The sequence below is a fragment of the Nonomuraea sp. NPDC004580 genome, from assembly GCF_040609855.1.
Taxonomy (GTDB): domain Bacteria; phylum Actinomycetota; class Actinomycetes; order Streptosporangiales; family Streptosporangiaceae; genus Nonomuraea; species Nonomuraea salmonea.
The window spans coordinates 21947-37349 of sequence record NZ_JBEXLH010000047.1 but is presented as its reverse complement, the minus strand read 5'-3'; the positions used below and the strand labels follow the sequence as shown (position 1 = coordinate 37349).

The following is a 15403-nucleotide window of genomic DNA, read 5'->3' as shown; positions in this document are numbered from 1 at the left end:
GTACGGGGGGATAACGCTGTTCTGCGCCGTAATATAAGGCGAGATTTTCGACTTGCCCATACTCTTTCGCCGAAAATCGATAAAAGTCGGCACGCGGCTCGTTCGAACCGCTAGACCCCCGCCTCGCTCGGCCGTCTCGCCCGTGCCCCCAGGCCCGGGGTGATCAGGGCCAGGCCGGCGGCGAGCAGGCAGGCGCCCGCGGCCCCCGCAAAGGACAGCGCGCCGAGCCCGGCCCCGATGAGCGCGAGCCCGGCCACCCCGGCCAGCGACTCCGACACCCCCCACACGAAGGTGAGCACCCCCATGGCGTGCGCGGGCCGGCCGGCCAGGCGGACCGCGATGCTCTGGTAGAGCGGCCCGTACACCATCTCGCCCAGCGTCACCAGGAACACCGCCGCCACCGCGGGCAGGGGCCCGGTCGCGGCGAGCGGCAGCAGCGCGGTCCCCGCGGCGGTGACCAGGTTGGCGGCGCTCACCAGCGTGCGCTCGCCGAACCTGGCGCAGACCCAGGTGAGCGGCACCTGGCAGACGACGATGACGAGGCTGCTCAGCGCGAGCAGCCGCCCCACGCCCGTCGTGCCGATCTCCGGCTCGGCGTGCGCGGGGAACACGCCGTGCAGCTGGGCGTAGGCGAGCAGGGTGAGGAAGTTCAGCACGAGGAAGGCCGGCCAGGTACGCGAACCGGCCCCGGCCTCCTTCTCCTCCTCGCCGGCCGCGGAGGCCGGCCGGTCGCGGGGCAGCAGCGCGGCCAGCGCGGCCGTCAGCACGGCGAACGGGACGGGCGCGAGCGCGTACCAGGAGGGCGAGGCCGAGATCACCATCGACGACAGCAGCGGCGCGATGCCCGCCCCGATGTTGAGCGCCACGTTCTCCCAGGAGAACGCCCGCGTGGTGGCGTTCGGCGGCACCTGGTTGGCGATGAAGCTGACCTGCGCCAGCGTGGCCACCGAGTTGGCCAGCCCGAACAGCGCGCCGGCGGCGGCCCAGAGCACGACGTTCGCCGGCCCGGCGCCGCCGAGCAGGTGCAGCACGCCCGCCATGGCGATCACCGCGGCCTGGCTGACGATGATCACGTTACGCTTGTGGTGGCGGTGCACCAGGGGAGCCCACAGCAGCGCGCCCACCCGGTTGGCGATCACCGCGGCGCCGGCCACCACGCCGACGCCGGCCTCGTCGAGCACGCCGAGCCGCAGCAGCCAGACCGCGAGGAACGGATACAGCACGCCCCAGGAGCACCAGCTCGTGAGCCGGATCGCGTAGATCAGCACGGCCGGCAAAAGGCGGGACGATCGCCCTCGTCGGTGTGGATGACGACCTGCTCGATGGCCCGCTCGGCGTCGGCGGTCAGGCCGGTGAGCATGCCGACCCAGGCGTAGTCCGACTCCCCGACGGGCGGCACCCGCTGCCCGGCCACGGCGAACTGGGTGTGCGGGGCGTCCGGGGGAGCGGTGACCGCGCGGACCACGCCGCCGTCGCGCAGGCCGTACCAGAAGCTGGTGGTCTCCCGCGTCTCGCCGGCCGGCCGGTACGGTGGCGCCTCATCGGCGGCGCCGAGCGAGAGCAGCAGCGCGTGCGCCGCCACCGCGCCGGGCTCGACCTGGTGGGCGAGCGCGATCTGCTCGACGATGGCGGCGCCCCCGAGGCGGCCTGCGTTGGCGTCGATCAGATGCGCTCGCCCTGCTCCGGCCAGGAACTCGGCGTGCACGTAGCCGTCCCGCAGCCCGCCGCGCTCCGCCAGCTCGCGGACGGCCCGCACGCACTGCTCGCGTACGGCGGGCTCAAGGGTGTGCGCGGCCGGGAACAGGTTGCTCACCTCGGTCGCCCCGATCCGCGTGCGCCGGGAGAACCCGATCACGGTCAGCCCGCCCGCGCGCAGGAACCCCTCCAGGCTGATCAGGTCACCCTCGACGATCTGCTGCAGCAGCCACGGCTGGTCGAGCGCGCCGGGCACGCCCGAGTCGGCCACGGCGGCGGCCACCTCCTCGGTCGAGGCCGCCGCGCGCACCCCGAGCGCGCCCGTGCACAGGGACGGCTTGACCAGCACCGGCCCAGGAGCGCGCTCGGCCAGGCCGGGCGGCAGCTCGCGGGGCTGGAACACCGCCGTCCACGGGCTGTGCTCCGGCACCAGGGCCGCCACCCGCGACTTGTCGGCCAGCGCGGCGAAGGCCGGCGGCGGGCAGGCGAGGCCCAGTTTGCCCGCCACCCGCCGCACGACGGGGAACGTCTCGTCGAACGGGCTGGTGATCGCCTCGGCCCCGTCGAGCACGCCGGGCCGATCGGTCAGGGCGCGCAGCACGTCCTCGGCGTCGGCGATGTCGGCGGGCAGGCAGACGCACGTCTCCAGCGCCCGCCGCGACGGGCCGGTGTAGGCGGCCGGGTCGGCCACGAACACCGGCTCGTGCCCCGCCGCGCGCAGCGCACCGGGCAGGTACTTGGCCGCGACGCATCCGACGCCGACCACGATGATCTTCATGTCAGGACCTTTCCCGGGTTCATGATCCCGGCCGGGTCCAGCGCCTGCTTGATCGCGCGCATCACGCCGAGCGCGTCGCCGTGCTCGACCGGCATCATGGCGGCCTTGCCCTGGCCGATGCCGTGCTCGCCGGTGCAGGTGCCGCCCATGCCGATGGCGCGCAGGTGCAGCCGCTCGGTCAGCGCCGCGGCCCGGCCGGTCATGTCCGCGTCGTCGGGATCCACCATGATCAGCAGGTGGAAGTTGCCGTCGCCGACGTGCCCGACGATGGGCGCGTCCACGCCGCTGTCCGCGATGTCGCGCTCGGTCGCGGTGACGCACTCGGCCAGCCGCGAGATGGGCACGCACACGTCCGTCGGGATGCCGCGCCTGCCGGGGTGGAGGGCGTGGATGGCCCACCAGGCGTCGTGCCTGGCCCGCCACAGCCTGGCCCGCTCGCCGGCGTCGGTGCTCCAGGCGTAGCCGGTGCCGCCGTGCTCCTTGACCAGGTCGCCGAACGCCCGCGCCCGGCCGCCCACCTCGTCCTCGCCGCCGTGCAGCTCGACGAACAGGTGCACGGTCTCCGGCAGGCCGAGCCCCGAGTAGGCGTTGCAGGCGCGCACCGTGACCGGGTTGAGCAGCTCGATGCGGGCCGGCTCCAGCCCCAGCCGGATCGCCGCCGTCACCGTGTCCACCGCGCCGGCCAGGTCGTCGAACGTGCACACCCCGCTCGCCACGCGCTCCGGCACGGGATGCAGCCGCACGGTCAGCTCGGTGATCACACCCAGCGTGCCCTCCGCGCCGACGAACAGCCGGGCCAGGTCGTAGCCCGCCGCCGACTTCGCCGCGCGGGCGCCCGCCCTGATCACCCGGCCGTCGGCCAGCACGACCTCCAGGTCCCGTACGTTCTCCCGCATCGTGCCGTAGCGCACCGTGGTGGTGCCGGAGGCCCGGGTGGAGGCCATGCCGCCGAGGCTGGCGTCCGCGCCCGGGTCCACGCTGAAGAACACGCCGTGCTCACGCAGCCGCCTGTTGAGCGCCTTCCTGGTCACGCCGGGCTGCACGGTCGCGGTCAGGTCGTCCGCGTCGATGGCCACGATCTCGTTCATGCCGGACAGGTCCAGGCAGACGCCGCCGTACGGGGCGTTGACCTGGCCTTCGAGCGAGGTGCCCGCGCCGTACGGGATGACCGGCGTCCCGTGCTCGGCGCACAGGCGCACCGCCGCGACCACATCGTCGCGGGAGCGCGCGAAGACCACCGCGTCGGGCGGCTGGGCCGGCAACCAGGTCAGCGAGCCGCAGTGCTGCTCCCGTACGCTCGCGGCGGTGCCGACCCGGTCGCCGAACAGCTCGCGCAGCCCGTCGATGACCGGGCTCACCGGCCGGCCACGAGGACCTGCGGGCCGATCAGGTCGGCGGCCAGCGCCTCGATGTAGTCGGTGATCGTCTCGTCCCTGTCGAGGAACGGCACGATCTGCCTGACCCGCTCATACAGCGGGCGGGTGGCCGAGGCCAGCCCGCCGGCGCCCCTGATGTCGGCCGCCTGGCAGGCGCACAGCAGCTCGAAGGCCACCACGTAGGCGGCGTTCGTCAGCACCTCGCGGGCCCGGCGGGCGGCCACGAAGCCGAAGGAGACGATGTCCTGGAAGTCGGCGGTGCTCGACAGCGACTGCACCGACATCGGCACCGACAGCGTCCTGGTCTCGGCCGTGAGCGAGGCCGTCATGAACTGGCCGCCCATCAGGCCGAGCCGCAGCCCCGGGTCGCGGTCGCAGAGGAACGCGGGCAGGCCGTTGCTGTTGCTCTTGTCCAGGAACCGGTCCACGCGGCGGTTGGCCAGGTTCGTCAGCGTGGTGAGCGCGATGTTCAGCTGGTCCATGGCCATGGCGACGTACTGGCCGTGGAAGTGGCCGTTGTGGAAGACCTCGTGCTCGTCGGGCAGCACGATCGGATTGTCGTTGGAGGAGTTCAGCTCGTTCTCCAGCGTCTTGCCGACGGTGTCCAGGCAGTCGACGACCGGGCCGAGGATCTGCGGGGTGCAGCGGATGGAGTAGGCGTCCTCGATCGGCATCGAGCCGGCCTTGGCGGTGCCGTCCATCTCGCCGGCCAGCGTCAGCTCGGTGTCGCGCTCGTTGACCGCGAGCCGCGAGTCGGCCAGCGCCTCCCACAGCCGGGCCGCCACCGCCGCCTGGCCCCGGTGCGGTTTGACGCCGTGCACGCGCGGGTCGAACGGCTTGGTCATGCCCGCGAGCCCCTCGACCGACAGCGCCGACGCCAGCTGGTACGTCTCCACCAGCCGCCTGGCCCGCTCGTACACCAGGGCGCCCAGGCCCACCATGCCGGAGGTGCCGTTGACCAGCGCCAGCCCCTCTTTGAAGCTGAGCGCCATCGGCTCGATCCCGGCCCGCGCCAGCGCCTCGGCGCCCGGCAGCTGCTCGCCGTCGTAGAACGCCTTCCACTGCCCGGCGCAGACCAGCGCGATGGCCGCCAGCGGCCCGAGGTCGCCGCTGGTGCCCAGCGAGCCCTTCTCCGGCACGCACGGCACGATGCCGGCGTTGCAGACCTGGATGAGCTTGTCGAGGTTGGCGGGGGAGATGGCCGAGTTGCCGCGCGCCAGCGAGACGATCCGCGCCAGCATGACGGCACGGACGGTCGTCGCGTCGAGGTAGGAGCCGACGTTGGTGGCGACGGCGTTGAGCAGGTTCTCCTGGAGCCTGCGGGCCATCGAGACCGGCACGAGGTGGTCGACGAAGCCGCCCACGCTGGTGTTGACGCCGTAGATGACGCGCTCGTCGGCGACGAACTTCTCCAGCACGCTCCTGGAGGCGTGCACCCGGGCGCGGACCGCCTGGGACAGCTCGACGGGCTCGCCGCCGGCCGCGACGCGGGCGAGCTGGTCGAGCCGGACGGGCACGTCCTGCTGCAGCACGAAGGTCACTGTGCCTCCCCTTGGCCGTTCCTGGCGGTCTGCTCGGGCCGGTCGGCGAGGGCGACGAGGATGCGGCGCTCGCCCTGGAACGCGGTGCGCCCGTGGGCCACCAGCAGGTTGTCGATCAGCAGCAGGTCGGTGGCCTGCAGCGCGACGCCGCGTTCGAGCTCGCGCAGCACCCGGTAGACGTGCAGCGCGTCGTCGTCGCCGACCGGGTCGCCGTTGCCGAGGTACATGCGGTCGAGCAGCTCGGGGTTCTCGCGCGCCGCGCGTTCCTGCTCGGCCCGCTCGGGCTCCCTGCCGTCCTCGGCCGCCCAGCGCATCATGCAGGACGGGTTGAAGAAGTGCGCCTGGTTGCACCACACGGAGACCCCGGTGACCGGGTGCTCGCGCACGGCGGGCACGACCTCCTGGTAGAGCCGGACCGCGTCGTCGCGGATCCACTCCGTCTCCCAGCCGCGCTCGGCCGCGACGCGGTCCACCTCCGCGCGGTCGGTGGTGCCGAACACCTCCGTCCACGGCTTCTTCACGCCCGGCTTGAGATGCACGGTCTCGGGCGACAGCAGCGTGCGGCCGAGCCGCAGGCCGTGCCGGTCGAGGCGTTCGCGCACGCCCCGATCGACGCGGTCGAGCGCGGCGCGCATGTCGCCCCAGGTGGACAGCCCGCCGTGGTCGGCCGGACGCTCGCAGGAGAAGGCGAGGTAGGCGGGCAGCGTCCGGGTGTAGGCCATCTCCTGGTGCAGGATGATCGACCAGTCGGGCGGCACGTACGTCGCCGTCATGATCTTGCCGTGCACCTGTTCGCGCGGCGAGGTGCCGCCCACGTAGTCGCGCAAAGCGGGCAGCACCTCCGCGACCACGGCGTTGAAGTCCTTCGCGGCGCGCACGGACCTCAGCCCGCGCACGCGCAGCGCGCCGTCACGGTGCAGGTGGTCAAGGACGGCGCCGGCGTTCTCCTTGACCAGCTCCCGCGCCTGCTCGGTCGTGGCGGCAGCGGCGGGTTCGACGGTCCAGGTGGCTAAGCCGTCCTCGACGGTGATGGGCAGGTCGGACACACGAGTGGTCATGCGTGATCCCCTCTTGGCGATTGGCCCCCTCCGAGGGAATGTAAAACCGCCAGAAGAAAAAATCAACGCCCAGAAGAATCGCGCCCGTCGTACTCCTGCCTGCCCGAGAACGTCACCGAGAAGAAGTAGGGGGTGGCGCTGGGGTTGTCGAGCTGCCCGCCCGCCCTGGAGGTCACCTCGACCTCGGTGAGCAGATCCGTCAGGCGCCGCTGCACGCGATCGAGCGCCTCCTCGGGCAGCGCCACCATGGCCGAGTAGCAGAACGTGCCGCCCGGCGGGAACATCTCGCCCGACCCCTGCCGCTCCACCGACCGCGCCACCTCGTGCAGCTGGAAGCGGTTCTTCAGCGCGATGCCGTTCTCGTCGCGCGGCATGCGCAGCACGGGGGCGCGGCGACGGTAGCAGACCTTGCCGTCGCTCTCGTGAACGTCGGAGATGCGGGCCAGGAACTCCTTCACGCGCGGGCCGTAGCCCACGCCGAGCCGCTCGCAGACCCGCGTGACCTGCGCCTCGCTGGCCTCGCTCACCATGTAGACGAAGGTCATCACCGGCAGCAGGTCGAAGTCGCGCTGGAAGGAGCCGGTGACGGCCGAGTCGGCGACGAACTCCCGCTCGAACCGCGCCAGCGCCAGCGCGCGCCGGCCCATCTCGGCCTGGTCGGCGTTGCGCCGGTTGATCTCCGCGAGGCTGCCCTCGGCGACCAGGGTGCGCCGCCCGAACAGCAGCTCGTGGATCTCCGCCGGCAGCACGTCGCGGAAGTAGTGCCAGAAGTAGTCGGCCGTCTCGACAGGACCGAGGCCGAGCGCGGCGTGCAGGGTGATCGCGGCCTCCATGCTGAGCAGCTTGCGGCCGGCTTCGACGTCCCTGTAGTAGTTCGCGGTGAAGGGGATCACCAGGTCGCGCAGGAAGTCCGCGACCGTGTCACTGCCTCGTTCGATCCGCAGCCGGTAGAGGTACGAGCCGAACGTCGTGCCGTTGTCAGCCATGGGCGAGCCCGAACGAGACCAGGGTCTTGCCGCGCTTGATCCGCATGCTCGCGGTGATGTCGCCGACCTCGGAGGAGTCGCGCGGGTGCAGCCCGCCGCAGGCCACGGTGTCGCCGGCGCAGTGCCACGAGCGCATGCCGGGGCCGCGCTCCTCATCGGCCCTGGTGACGATCGGGTGGCCCTGCGCGGTGTGCGCGTTGGCCGCCTTGACCGCGCGCTCCAGATGGTCGGGGCCGAAGCGGTCGGCGAAGGCGTAGTGGCACTCGCCGCCGCTCTCCGACAGCGGGGCCCGCACGGGGTAGGGCAGGCTCGCACCCAGCTCGCGCTCCAGCGCCACGTGCAGGAAGTGCGCCGCCGAGTGCAGCCGCATCTGGTGGTAGCGGAACGGCCAGTCGAGCTCCTGGCGCACCGGGCCCGGCTCCGGCGGCTCGTGGCCGGCGGCGAGGTAGTGGCGGATCTCGTCGTCGGCCTTACGCGTGTCGACGACGGTGAGCACGTGGCCGCCGGCGAGGCGCAGCAGGCCGCGGTCGCCCTTCTGGCCGCCGCCCTGGGGGTAGAAGAGCGGGCCGGTGAGCACGACGTAGACCCCTCGGTCGTCCACGCCGGACCGCACCGCGGAGGTGTCGGCCTCCGTGCGGTACGGATCTTCGAAATACACCATCACCCGAGTATAGGGGTCTGGCAGTGTTATTTCTCTTTCGCGGGAAGAACCGGCGTCACTTCGCGCCTGGGTCCGGCAGGTCGTGCTGGGTGAACATGTCGATGAGCAGGCGCACCGGCAGGCCGGCCTCCGTCGGGTAGCGGAAGTGCGCGTCGAGGTTGAGCTTGTACTGGTTGCGCCGGCCCACGCGCTCGATGGTGACGTATCCGGCCTGGTGCAGGTCGGAGACGATGCCCTGCACGGCGCGCTCGGTGATGCCGATCCCGGTCGCGATGTCGCGCACCCGGGCCTGGGGATCGCGGGCGATTTCCACCAGCACGCGGGCGTGATGGGTCAGGAAGGTCCACTGACGGTTGGACGTGTTCAAGAAAGCTTCCCTTCTGCCGACGCGAGCCGCTCGCGGCGCGGGTGGCCGAGAGCCTCCATACATGATCACACGAAAGCTGCTTCCGGTATTAGGTTTCGGGCAATATACTTCAGAGAAGAGATAGCGAACCAGCCCCCATCCATGTCCCTGAGGAAGCCATGCGCGTACACATCGCTTGCCAGCCTGGCGGCGGCCGGGAGTCCGCCGCATCACCCCTGACCTTGGGATACCACACATTGGATGCCGGCGTGCTGATCACTGCGAACGGCGAGGTGGACATCACCAATGCCGCCCGCCTCGAGACCTATGTGCGCCGCCGGATGCTCTCGGGCAGACCGGTGGTGCTCGACCTGACCCTGCTGACGTTCATGGACAGCAACGGCGTGCGCGTCATCGAGCGCCTGCACGCAGCCTGCGCCGAGACGGGCTCCACCTTCCACCTCTCGGGCGTGCACGGCATCCCGGCCAGGTTGCTGCAGATCACCGGCCTGTGGGACGTGCTCGACATCCACGCCAGTGCCGCCGACGCCGTCTGCGCCGCGCAGGCCGGCCCGCTCACCGCGCAGCCCTGGACCTCCGGGGCGGCCAACTGATCATCGTCGCCCTCTCCCCGGCCGCTCCACGGTCGTCCGCCTGACGCGGATGCGCCGGTGACGCTTACACCGTTACGGTGAAGGCCGCGGTATCGAGTGACCCGCGCACACGGGCACCGCGGAAGAGGAGACGACGATGACGAGCACGACCAGACCGGCCACCCTGGCCACCGTCGCCGCCGCGGCAGGTGTGTCCGTGGCGACGGTGTCGAAGGTGCTCAACGACCGCGGCGACGTCGCCCCGGCCACCCGCGCCATGGTGCGGCGGCTGCTGGCCGAGCACGGTTACGTGCCGCGCCAGGCCCGCGCCCGGCGGGGCGCCACGGTGGAGCTGCAGCTCGAAGGCGCGTTGTGCGCCTACTCCGCCGAGATCGTCATGGGGGCCATGCAGGAGGCGGCCACGTCCGGCGTGGCGCTCGTCGTGACCAGCACCGACCACATGGCCGACGGCCTGTCCTGGGCCCGCGGCCTGGTCGACGCCGGCCGGCACGCCGTCATCACCCTCGTCGCCGAGCCCAGCCCCGCCCAGCTCGACGTGCTGCTGCGAGCCGGACTGCCGGTCATCGTGATCGACCCCATGAACGTGCCCGCCAGCCCCGTCACCAGCATCGGCCCGACCAACTTCGCCGGCGGCATGTCCGCCACCCAGCACCTGCTCTCCCTCGGCCACCGCCGCATCGCCTACCTCGGCGGGCCCGCGGGCGCCGCGTCCAACCAGGCCCGCATGCACGGCTACCGTGCCGCCATGGAGGCCGCGGGCGTGCCCGTGCCGCCCGACTACGTGCGTGCGGCCGGCTTCTGCTACGCCGACGGGCTGCGCGAGGGCGCCGAGCTGCTCGACCTGCCCGAGCCGCCGACCGCCGTGTTCGCCGCCAGCGACGAGAGCGCGCTCGGCGCCATCCAGGTCGCCAGGGGCAGGGGGCTGCGCATCCCCGAGGATCTGAGCGTGGTCGGCTTCGACGACACGCAGATCGCCGCCATGCACGCCCCGGCGCTGACCACCGTACGCCAGCCGCTGCGCGAGATGGGCTCCGTCGCGCTGCGCACGGCCCTGCGGCTGGCGGCCGGCGAGCGCATCGAGTCCCGCCACCTCGAACTCGCCACCGAACTGGTCATCCGCGACTCCAGCCGCGCCGCCTGACCCCTCTCGTTCGCAACGCCGTACGCAGTGGTGGAGGCCTCCCCAGCTACCTCGGGCGCGCCGCCGCTAACCTCGGGACATGACACGTTCGGTGTACGTCGCGGCGGGCGAGGCGGAGAGCAACAAGGGGACCGTCGCCCTGGGCCTGGTCGAGCTGCTGTCCCGGCAGGTGGGCACCGTGGGGGTGTTCAGGCCGGTGGTGCGGGCGGGCCGCGAGGACGGCCTGATCGCGACCGTGCGCAGCAGGTTCCAGCTCGCGATCCCGTACGAGGCGTGCGCCGGCGTCACCTACGACGAGGTGCACGCCGACGCCGAGCGCGCGGCCGGCGACATCGTGGCCCGCTACCGCGCGCTCGCCGGGCAGTGCGACGCGATCGTGGTGATCGGCACCGACTACACCGACGTGGGGGCGCCGACGGAGTTCGGCTTCAACGCCCGGCTGGCCGCCGACCTCGGCACGCCGGTGATCAACGTGGTGAGCGGCAGAGGCCGTACGGCCGCGCAGGTCTCGGCCGCCGTCGAGCTGTCGTCCAGGGAGCTCGCCCACCACCACGCGGGCGAGCTGGCCGTCGTGGTCACCCGCGCCGAGCCGGGAGCGCTCGCACCGGCGTACCCGCCGCCGGCGGGAGCGCTCGCGCCCGCCCCGGCGACGGCGGCGGAAGGGCTCGTGCCGGCCCACCCGACGCCCGTGTTCGTGCTGCCCGAGGAGCCGTCGCTGCGCGCGCCGACCGTGGCCGACCTGATGGACGCCTGCGACGGCCGGTTCTTCCTCGGCGAGCGCGACGGCCTGGGCCGCGAGGCCAGCGCGCTCATGGTGGGCGCCATGTCGCTGCCCAACATCCTGCTGCGCTGCACCGAGGGCGCCGCCGTGATCATCCCGTCCGACCGGGCCGCCGCGCTGCTGCCCGGCCTCATCGCCGCGCACACCGCGCCCAGCTTCCCCGCGCTGTCGGCGGTGGTGCTCACCGGCGGCACCGACCTGCCCGCGCCGGTCGACCGGCTGCTGCACGACATGGCGGTCCCGCTGCCGGTGATCGCCACCGATCACGACACGTTCGACACCGCCACCCGGCTGTCGGCGGTGGAGGGCCGCTTCACACCCGAGGCCACCGGGAAGATCGACACCGCGCTGCGGCTGTTCGCCGCGCACGTGGACGGCCGGCTGCTGCTGGAGCGCCTCGACATCGCCAAGACCGACGTCGTCACGCCGCTCATGTTCGAGTACGAGCTGCTCGACCGCGCCCGCGCCCGCCGCCGGCACATCGTGCTGCCGGAAGGGGAGGAGCCGCGCATCCTGCGCGCCGCCGACATCCTGCTGCGGCGCGGCGTGGCCGACCTGACCCTGCTCGGCGACGCGGAACGCATCCGTACGCAGGCCGCCCAGCTCGGGCTCGACCTCGACGCGGCCCACGTGCTCAGCCCGTTCGACGCGGAGCTGCGCGAGCGGTTCGCCCGCGCGTACGCCGCCGTGCGCGCCCATCGCGGCATGACCGTCGAGCTGGCCCGCGACACCGTCACCGACGTGTCCTACTTCGGCACGCTCATGGTGCACACCGGCATGGCCGACGGCATGGTGTCGGGCGCCGCGCACACCACCGCCCACACCATCAGGCCGGCGTTCGAGATCCTCCGCCTCGGGCTGGTGTCGAGCGTGTTCTTCATGTGCCTGGCCGACCGGGTGCTGGTCTACGGCGACTGCGCGGTCAACCCCGACCCGACGGCCGAGCAGCTCGCCGACATCGCGATCTCCTCGGCGGGCACGGCGGCGATGTTCGGGGTCGATCCGCGGGTCGCCATGCTGTCGTACTCGACCGGCGTCTCCGGCGCCGGCGCCGACGTGGACAAGGTGCGCGCCGCCACCGAGCTGGTCCGCGAGCGGCGCCCCGACCTGGAGGTGGAGGGCCCGATCCAGTACGACGCCGCCGTGGACCCCGCGGTGGCGCTGGCCAAGATGCCCGGCAGCACGGTCGCCGGCCGCGCCACCGTCTTCGTCGTGCCCGACCTCAACACCGGCAACAACCTCTACAAGGCGGTGCAGCGCAGCGCGGGCGCGGTCGCGGTGGGCCCGGTGCTCCAGGGGCTGCGCAAGCCGGTCAACGACCTGTCACGCGGCGCCACGGTCGCCGACATCGTCACGACGGTCGCGGTGACGGCGGCCCAGGCCGAGGACGGCCCGGCTCCCCAGGACCAGGCACCACAGGAGGCGGCGGCCCGCTCATGAGGCGGCGGCCCGCTCATGAGGCGGCGGCCCCGGCTCCCGGGCCTTCGCTTCATGAGGCGGTCACCAGGGCCAGGGTCTGGCGGGCGATCTCGCCTTCCTCGTCCGTCGGGATGACCAGCACGGCCACGTCGGCTCCGTCGGGTGAGATGGCGCGCTCCTCGTGGGCGGCGGCCTCGTTGCGGGCCGGGTCCAGGGTGATGCCGAGGCGGGTGAGGCCGGTCAGGGATTCGGCGCGGGTGGCGGGGTCGTTCTCGCCGACGCCGCCGGTGAAGACGACGGCGTCCACGCGGCCGAGCAGCGCGTAGTACGCGCCGACGTACTTGCGGATGCGGCGGGTGTAGACGGCGAGGGCCAGGAGCGCGTCCTCGTCGCCGGACCTGGCGCGTACCTCGCGCATGTCGCTGGACCCGGCGAGGGCGAGCAGGCCGCCGCGGTGGCTGAGTGCGTGCTCCACCTGCTCGGCGTCCAGCCCCTCCGCGCGGGCGAGGTAGCCCGCCAGTGCGGGGTCCACGTCGCCGGAGCGGGTGCCCATGACCAGGCCCTCCAGCGGGGTCAGGCCCATGGAGGTGTCGACGCTGCGCCCGCCCTCGACGGCCGTGGCACTGGCGCCGTTGCCGAGGTGCAGCACGATGAGGTTCGGATCGTCGCGGCCGAGCAGGGCGGCGGCGCGGCGGGAGACGTACGCGCAGGAAGTGCCGTGGAAGCCGAAGCGCCGCACGCCCCACTCCCGCGGCACCGCGTACGTGTACGCCTCAGGCGGCAACGTCCGGTGGAACGCCGTGTCGAACACCGCCACCTGCGGCACCTCGGGGAACACCTTCTGGGCGAGCCGGATCCCGGACAGGTTGACCGGATTGTGCAGCGGCGCGAGCGGCGCCAGCTCCTCGATGGCCGCGATCACCTCGTCATCGACCAGCACGGCATCGCCGAACCGGGTGCCGCCGTGCACCACCCGATGCCCGACCGCGACGGGGTCCAGCTCGGGCCCCGCCGAGGAGAACGCGGCCAGCACCGCCGCCAGCCCCTCTCCGTGGTCGGGAAAGGGCTGCTCGCGCACATGAGGAGGCCCGTCGCCCGCGCGGTGCGTCAGCCGCCCCCGCTCCTGTCCGATGCGCTCGACCAGCCCCCGCGCCGAGCGGGCACGGGTGCCGGGGTCGATCAGCTCGTACTTGATGGAGGAAGAGCCGGTGTTGAGGACGAGAACGGGTGCGGACATGCCCCTGAGCCTCTCACCCCTTCAGCCCCGGCCGCGACGCCCGGCGCCCGTCTGCGTCCCGGGCGCCCCCGGACCCGCCTTCGACGGGCGGGGCGGCGGCATCGCCGTCCCCTCCTCCTCCTGGGGACGCCCGCCCTCGCTCTCCGGAACCCCAAGCTCTGGAGGTTGTCTGGGATTTGGGCCTTGTGTGAGGGAGGGTGTCAACTTATGCTGCGCCGCAAGTTAAGAAACTTTCCTAACCTGAACGGAGTCGTTCGTGAGGAGAAGCGCACGTGCGGGCATCGTCGCGGTCCTGTCCGCGCTGACGCTGCCGCTCTCAGCGCCGTCAGGCGCGGCGACGGCGGCCGACCCCCTGGTGTCGCAGGGCAAGACCGCGACGGCCTCCTCCGTCGAGGCCACCGGCCTGGAGCCGGGCAAGGCGGTGGACGGCAGCACCGCCACGCGGTGGGCCAGCGCCGAGGGCGCGGACCCGCAGTGGATCCGGGTCGATCTCGGTCAGGCGCACACCGTCTCCCGGGTACGCCTGGTCTGGGAGACCGCCCACGCCACCGCGTACCGGGTCCAGACCTCGCCCGACGGATCCAGCTGGAGCGACGTCTACGCCACCACGACGGGCGACGGCGGGACCGACGACCTCACGGTCAGCGGCACCGGCCGCTACGTCCGCGTCTACGGCACGCAACGCGGCACCCCCTGGGGCTACTCGCTGTGGGAGCTGGAGGTGTACGGCGCGCCCACGGGCGGCGGAGGCGGCGGCACCCCGGTCCAGGCCAACGGCCGGCTGCACGTGTGCGGCATCAAGCTCTGCAACGAGCACGGCAAGCAGATCCAGCTGCGCGGCATGAGCAGCCACGGCATCCAGTGGTACCCGCAGTGCCTCAACGACGCCTCGCTCGACGCGCTGGCCGGCGACTGGAAGGCCGACGTGCTGCGCATCTCGATGTACATCCAGGAGGACGGGTACGAGACCAACCCCCGCCTGTTCACCGACCGGGTGCATGCACTGATCGAGTCGGCCACGGCCCGCGGCATGTACGCGATCGTCGACTGGCACATGCTCGACCCCGGCGACCCGATGTACAACCTGGGCCGCGCGAAGACGTTCTTCACGGAGATCGCCCAGCGCCACAACGGCAAGAGGAACGTGCTCTACGAGATCGCGAACGAGCCGAACGGCGACGCCGTCACCTGGAACGTCATCCGTGACTACGCCCACCAGCTCATCCCGGTGATCAGGCAGCAGGACCCGGACGCGCCGATCCTGGTCGGCACCCGCGCGTGGTCGTCGCTCGGCGTCTCGGCCGGCGCGAACGAGAACGAGATCGTCAACAACCCGGTGAACGCGTCCAACATCATGTACACGTTCCACTTCTACGCGGCCACGCACGGCACGGATTATCTGACCACCCTGTCCCGCGCCGCCGACCGTCTGCCCATCTTCGTGACGGAGTTCGGCACGCAGAGCGCCTCCGGCGACGGGGCGAACAACTTCTCCAGGTCCCAGCAGTACCTCGACCTGCTGGCCCAGAAGAAGATCAGCTGGGTGAACTGGAACTTCTCCGACGACTTCCGTACGGGCGCGGTCTTCACCACCGGCACCTGTCCGAACGGCCCGTTCGCCGGGACGAGCAGGCTCAAGGAGGCCGGCGTCTGGATCCGCGACCGCATCCGCACCCCCGACGACTTCTGATCGGCAATTCTCCGAACGGATCGAGCTCTTCTTGGCGTATGCCGTTCACGGCTACTGTTGCCGCGCCGTGGCGAAATGGT

The 15403-nt window shown here is 72.4% G+C and carries 13 protein-coding genes; 4 read left to right on the top strand and 9 right to left on the bottom strand.

Annotated elements, in window-relative coordinates:
• Positions 1–110: 110 nt before the first annotated feature.
• The 8 genes from ABZW11_RS33990 to ABZW11_RS33955 form a co-directional block, all read right to left on the bottom strand.
• Positions 111–1268 (bottom strand): MFS transporter, encoded by a 1158-nt coding sequence (locus ABZW11_RS33990; RefSeq protein ID WP_355426317.1) that lies wholly within the window; start codon positions 1266–1268, stop codon positions 111–113.
• On the bottom strand, positions 1262–2473 hold the full coding sequence (locus ABZW11_RS33985) for an ATP-grasp domain-containing protein (protein WP_355426240.1): 1212 nt from the start codon (positions 2471–2473) through the stop codon (positions 1262–1264). Before ABZW11_RS33985 ends, ABZW11_RS33990 begins: the two co-directional genes overlap by 7 nt.
• Positions 2470–3831: an FAD-linked oxidase C-terminal domain-containing protein gene (locus ABZW11_RS33980; protein ID WP_355426238.1), complete on the bottom strand. Its 1362-nt coding sequence runs from the start codon at positions 3829–3831 to the stop codon at positions 2470–2472. The genes ABZW11_RS33985 and ABZW11_RS33980 overlap by 4 nt, the downstream gene beginning before the upstream one ends.
• Positions 3828–5390, bottom strand: coding sequence for a phenylalanine aminomutase (D-beta-phenylalanine forming) (locus tag ABZW11_RS33975; protein WP_355426236.1), 1563 nt, complete (start codon positions 5388–5390; stop codon positions 3828–3830). Before ABZW11_RS33975 ends, ABZW11_RS33980 begins: the two co-directional genes overlap by 4 nt.
• On the bottom strand, positions 5387–6448 hold the full coding sequence (locus tag ABZW11_RS33970) for a TauD/TfdA family dioxygenase (RefSeq protein ID WP_355426233.1): 1062 nt from the start codon (positions 6446–6448) through the stop codon (positions 5387–5389). Before ABZW11_RS33970 ends, ABZW11_RS33975 begins: the two co-directional genes overlap by 4 nt.
• A gap of 62 nt (positions 6449–6510) precedes the next feature.
• On the bottom strand, positions 6511–7434 hold the full coding sequence (locus tag ABZW11_RS33965; protein ID WP_355426230.1) for a hypothetical protein: 924 nt from the start codon (positions 7432–7434) through the stop codon (positions 6511–6513).
• Positions 7427–8095 carry an alanyl-tRNA editing protein gene (locus ABZW11_RS33960; protein ID WP_355426228.1) on the bottom strand — a complete coding sequence of 223 codons (669 nt, stop codon included), beginning with the start codon at positions 8093–8095 and terminating at the stop codon, positions 7427–7429. Before ABZW11_RS33960 ends, ABZW11_RS33965 begins: the two co-directional genes overlap by 8 nt.
• A gap of 55 nt (positions 8096–8150) precedes the next feature.
• Positions 8151–8462: a helix-turn-helix domain-containing protein gene (locus tag ABZW11_RS33955; RefSeq protein WP_355426225.1), complete on the bottom strand. Its 312-nt coding sequence runs from the start codon at positions 8460–8462 to the stop codon at positions 8151–8153.
• Positions 8463–8620: 158 nt separating this feature from the next.
• Here ABZW11_RS33955 and ABZW11_RS33950 point away from each other — a divergent pair, with 158 nt between their 5' ends.
• From ABZW11_RS33950 to pta, 3 genes are all read left to right on the top strand, one after another.
• On the top strand, positions 8621–9055 hold the full coding sequence (locus tag ABZW11_RS33950) for an STAS domain-containing protein (RefSeq protein WP_355426222.1): 435 nt from the start codon (positions 8621–8623) through the stop codon (positions 9053–9055).
• A 136-nt stretch (positions 9056–9191) separates the two neighbouring features.
• Positions 9192–10196, top strand: a complete 1005-nt coding sequence (locus ABZW11_RS33945) for a LacI family DNA-binding transcriptional regulator (protein ID WP_355426220.1) — start codon at positions 9192–9194, stop codon at positions 10194–10196.
• Between the two features lie 79 nt (positions 10197–10275).
• On the top strand, positions 10276–12417 hold the full coding sequence (gene pta, locus ABZW11_RS33940) for a phosphate acetyltransferase (protein WP_355426217.1): 2142 nt from the start codon (positions 10276–10278) through the stop codon (positions 12415–12417).
• Between the two features lie 49 nt (positions 12418–12466).
• On the opposite strand, the gene ABZW11_RS33935 is transcribed toward pta, so the two are convergent.
• Positions 12467–13633, bottom strand: a complete 1167-nt coding sequence (locus ABZW11_RS33935; RefSeq protein ID WP_355426214.1) for an acetate kinase — start codon at positions 13631–13633, stop codon at positions 12467–12469.
• A gap of 256 nt (positions 13634–13889) precedes the next feature.
• Here ABZW11_RS33935 and ABZW11_RS33930 point away from each other — a divergent pair, with 256 nt between their 5' ends.
• Positions 13890–15323, top strand: a complete 1434-nt coding sequence (locus ABZW11_RS33930; RefSeq protein ID WP_355426211.1) for a cellulase family glycosylhydrolase — start codon at positions 13890–13892, stop codon at positions 15321–15323.
• Positions 15324–15403 lie beyond the last annotated feature (80 nt).

Bases quoted from the DNA above. Each gene is read 5' to 3' on its own strand.
- ABZW11_RS33985 (WP_355426240.1), bottom strand. From the start codon at position 2,473: ATGAAGATCATCGTGGTCGGCGTCGGATGCGTCGCGGCCAAGTACCTG.
- ABZW11_RS33970 (WP_355426233.1), bottom strand. From the start codon at position 6,448: ATGACCACTCGTGTGTCCGACCTGCCCATCACCGTCGAGGACGGCTTA.
- ABZW11_RS33965 (WP_355426230.1), bottom strand. From the start codon at position 7,434: ATGGCTGACAACGGCACGACGTTCGGCTCGTACCTCTACCGGCTGCGG.
- ABZW11_RS33960 (WP_355426228.1), bottom strand. From the start codon at position 8,095: ATGGTGTATTTCGAAGATCCGTACCGCACGGAGGCCGACACCTCCGCG.
- ABZW11_RS33950 (WP_355426222.1), top strand. From the start codon at position 8,621: ATGCGCGTACACATCGCTTGCCAGCCTGGCGGCGGCCGGGAGTCCGCC.
- ABZW11_RS33945 (WP_355426220.1), top strand. From the start codon at position 9,192: ATGACGAGCACGACCAGACCGGCCACCCTGGCCACCGTCGCCGCCGCG.
- pta (WP_355426217.1), top strand. From the start codon at position 10,276: ATGACACGTTCGGTGTACGTCGCGGCGGGCGAGGCGGAGAGCAACAAG.
- ABZW11_RS33935 (WP_355426214.1), bottom strand. From the start codon at position 13,633: ATGTCCGCACCCGTTCTCGTCCTCAACACCGGCTCTTCCTCCATCAAG.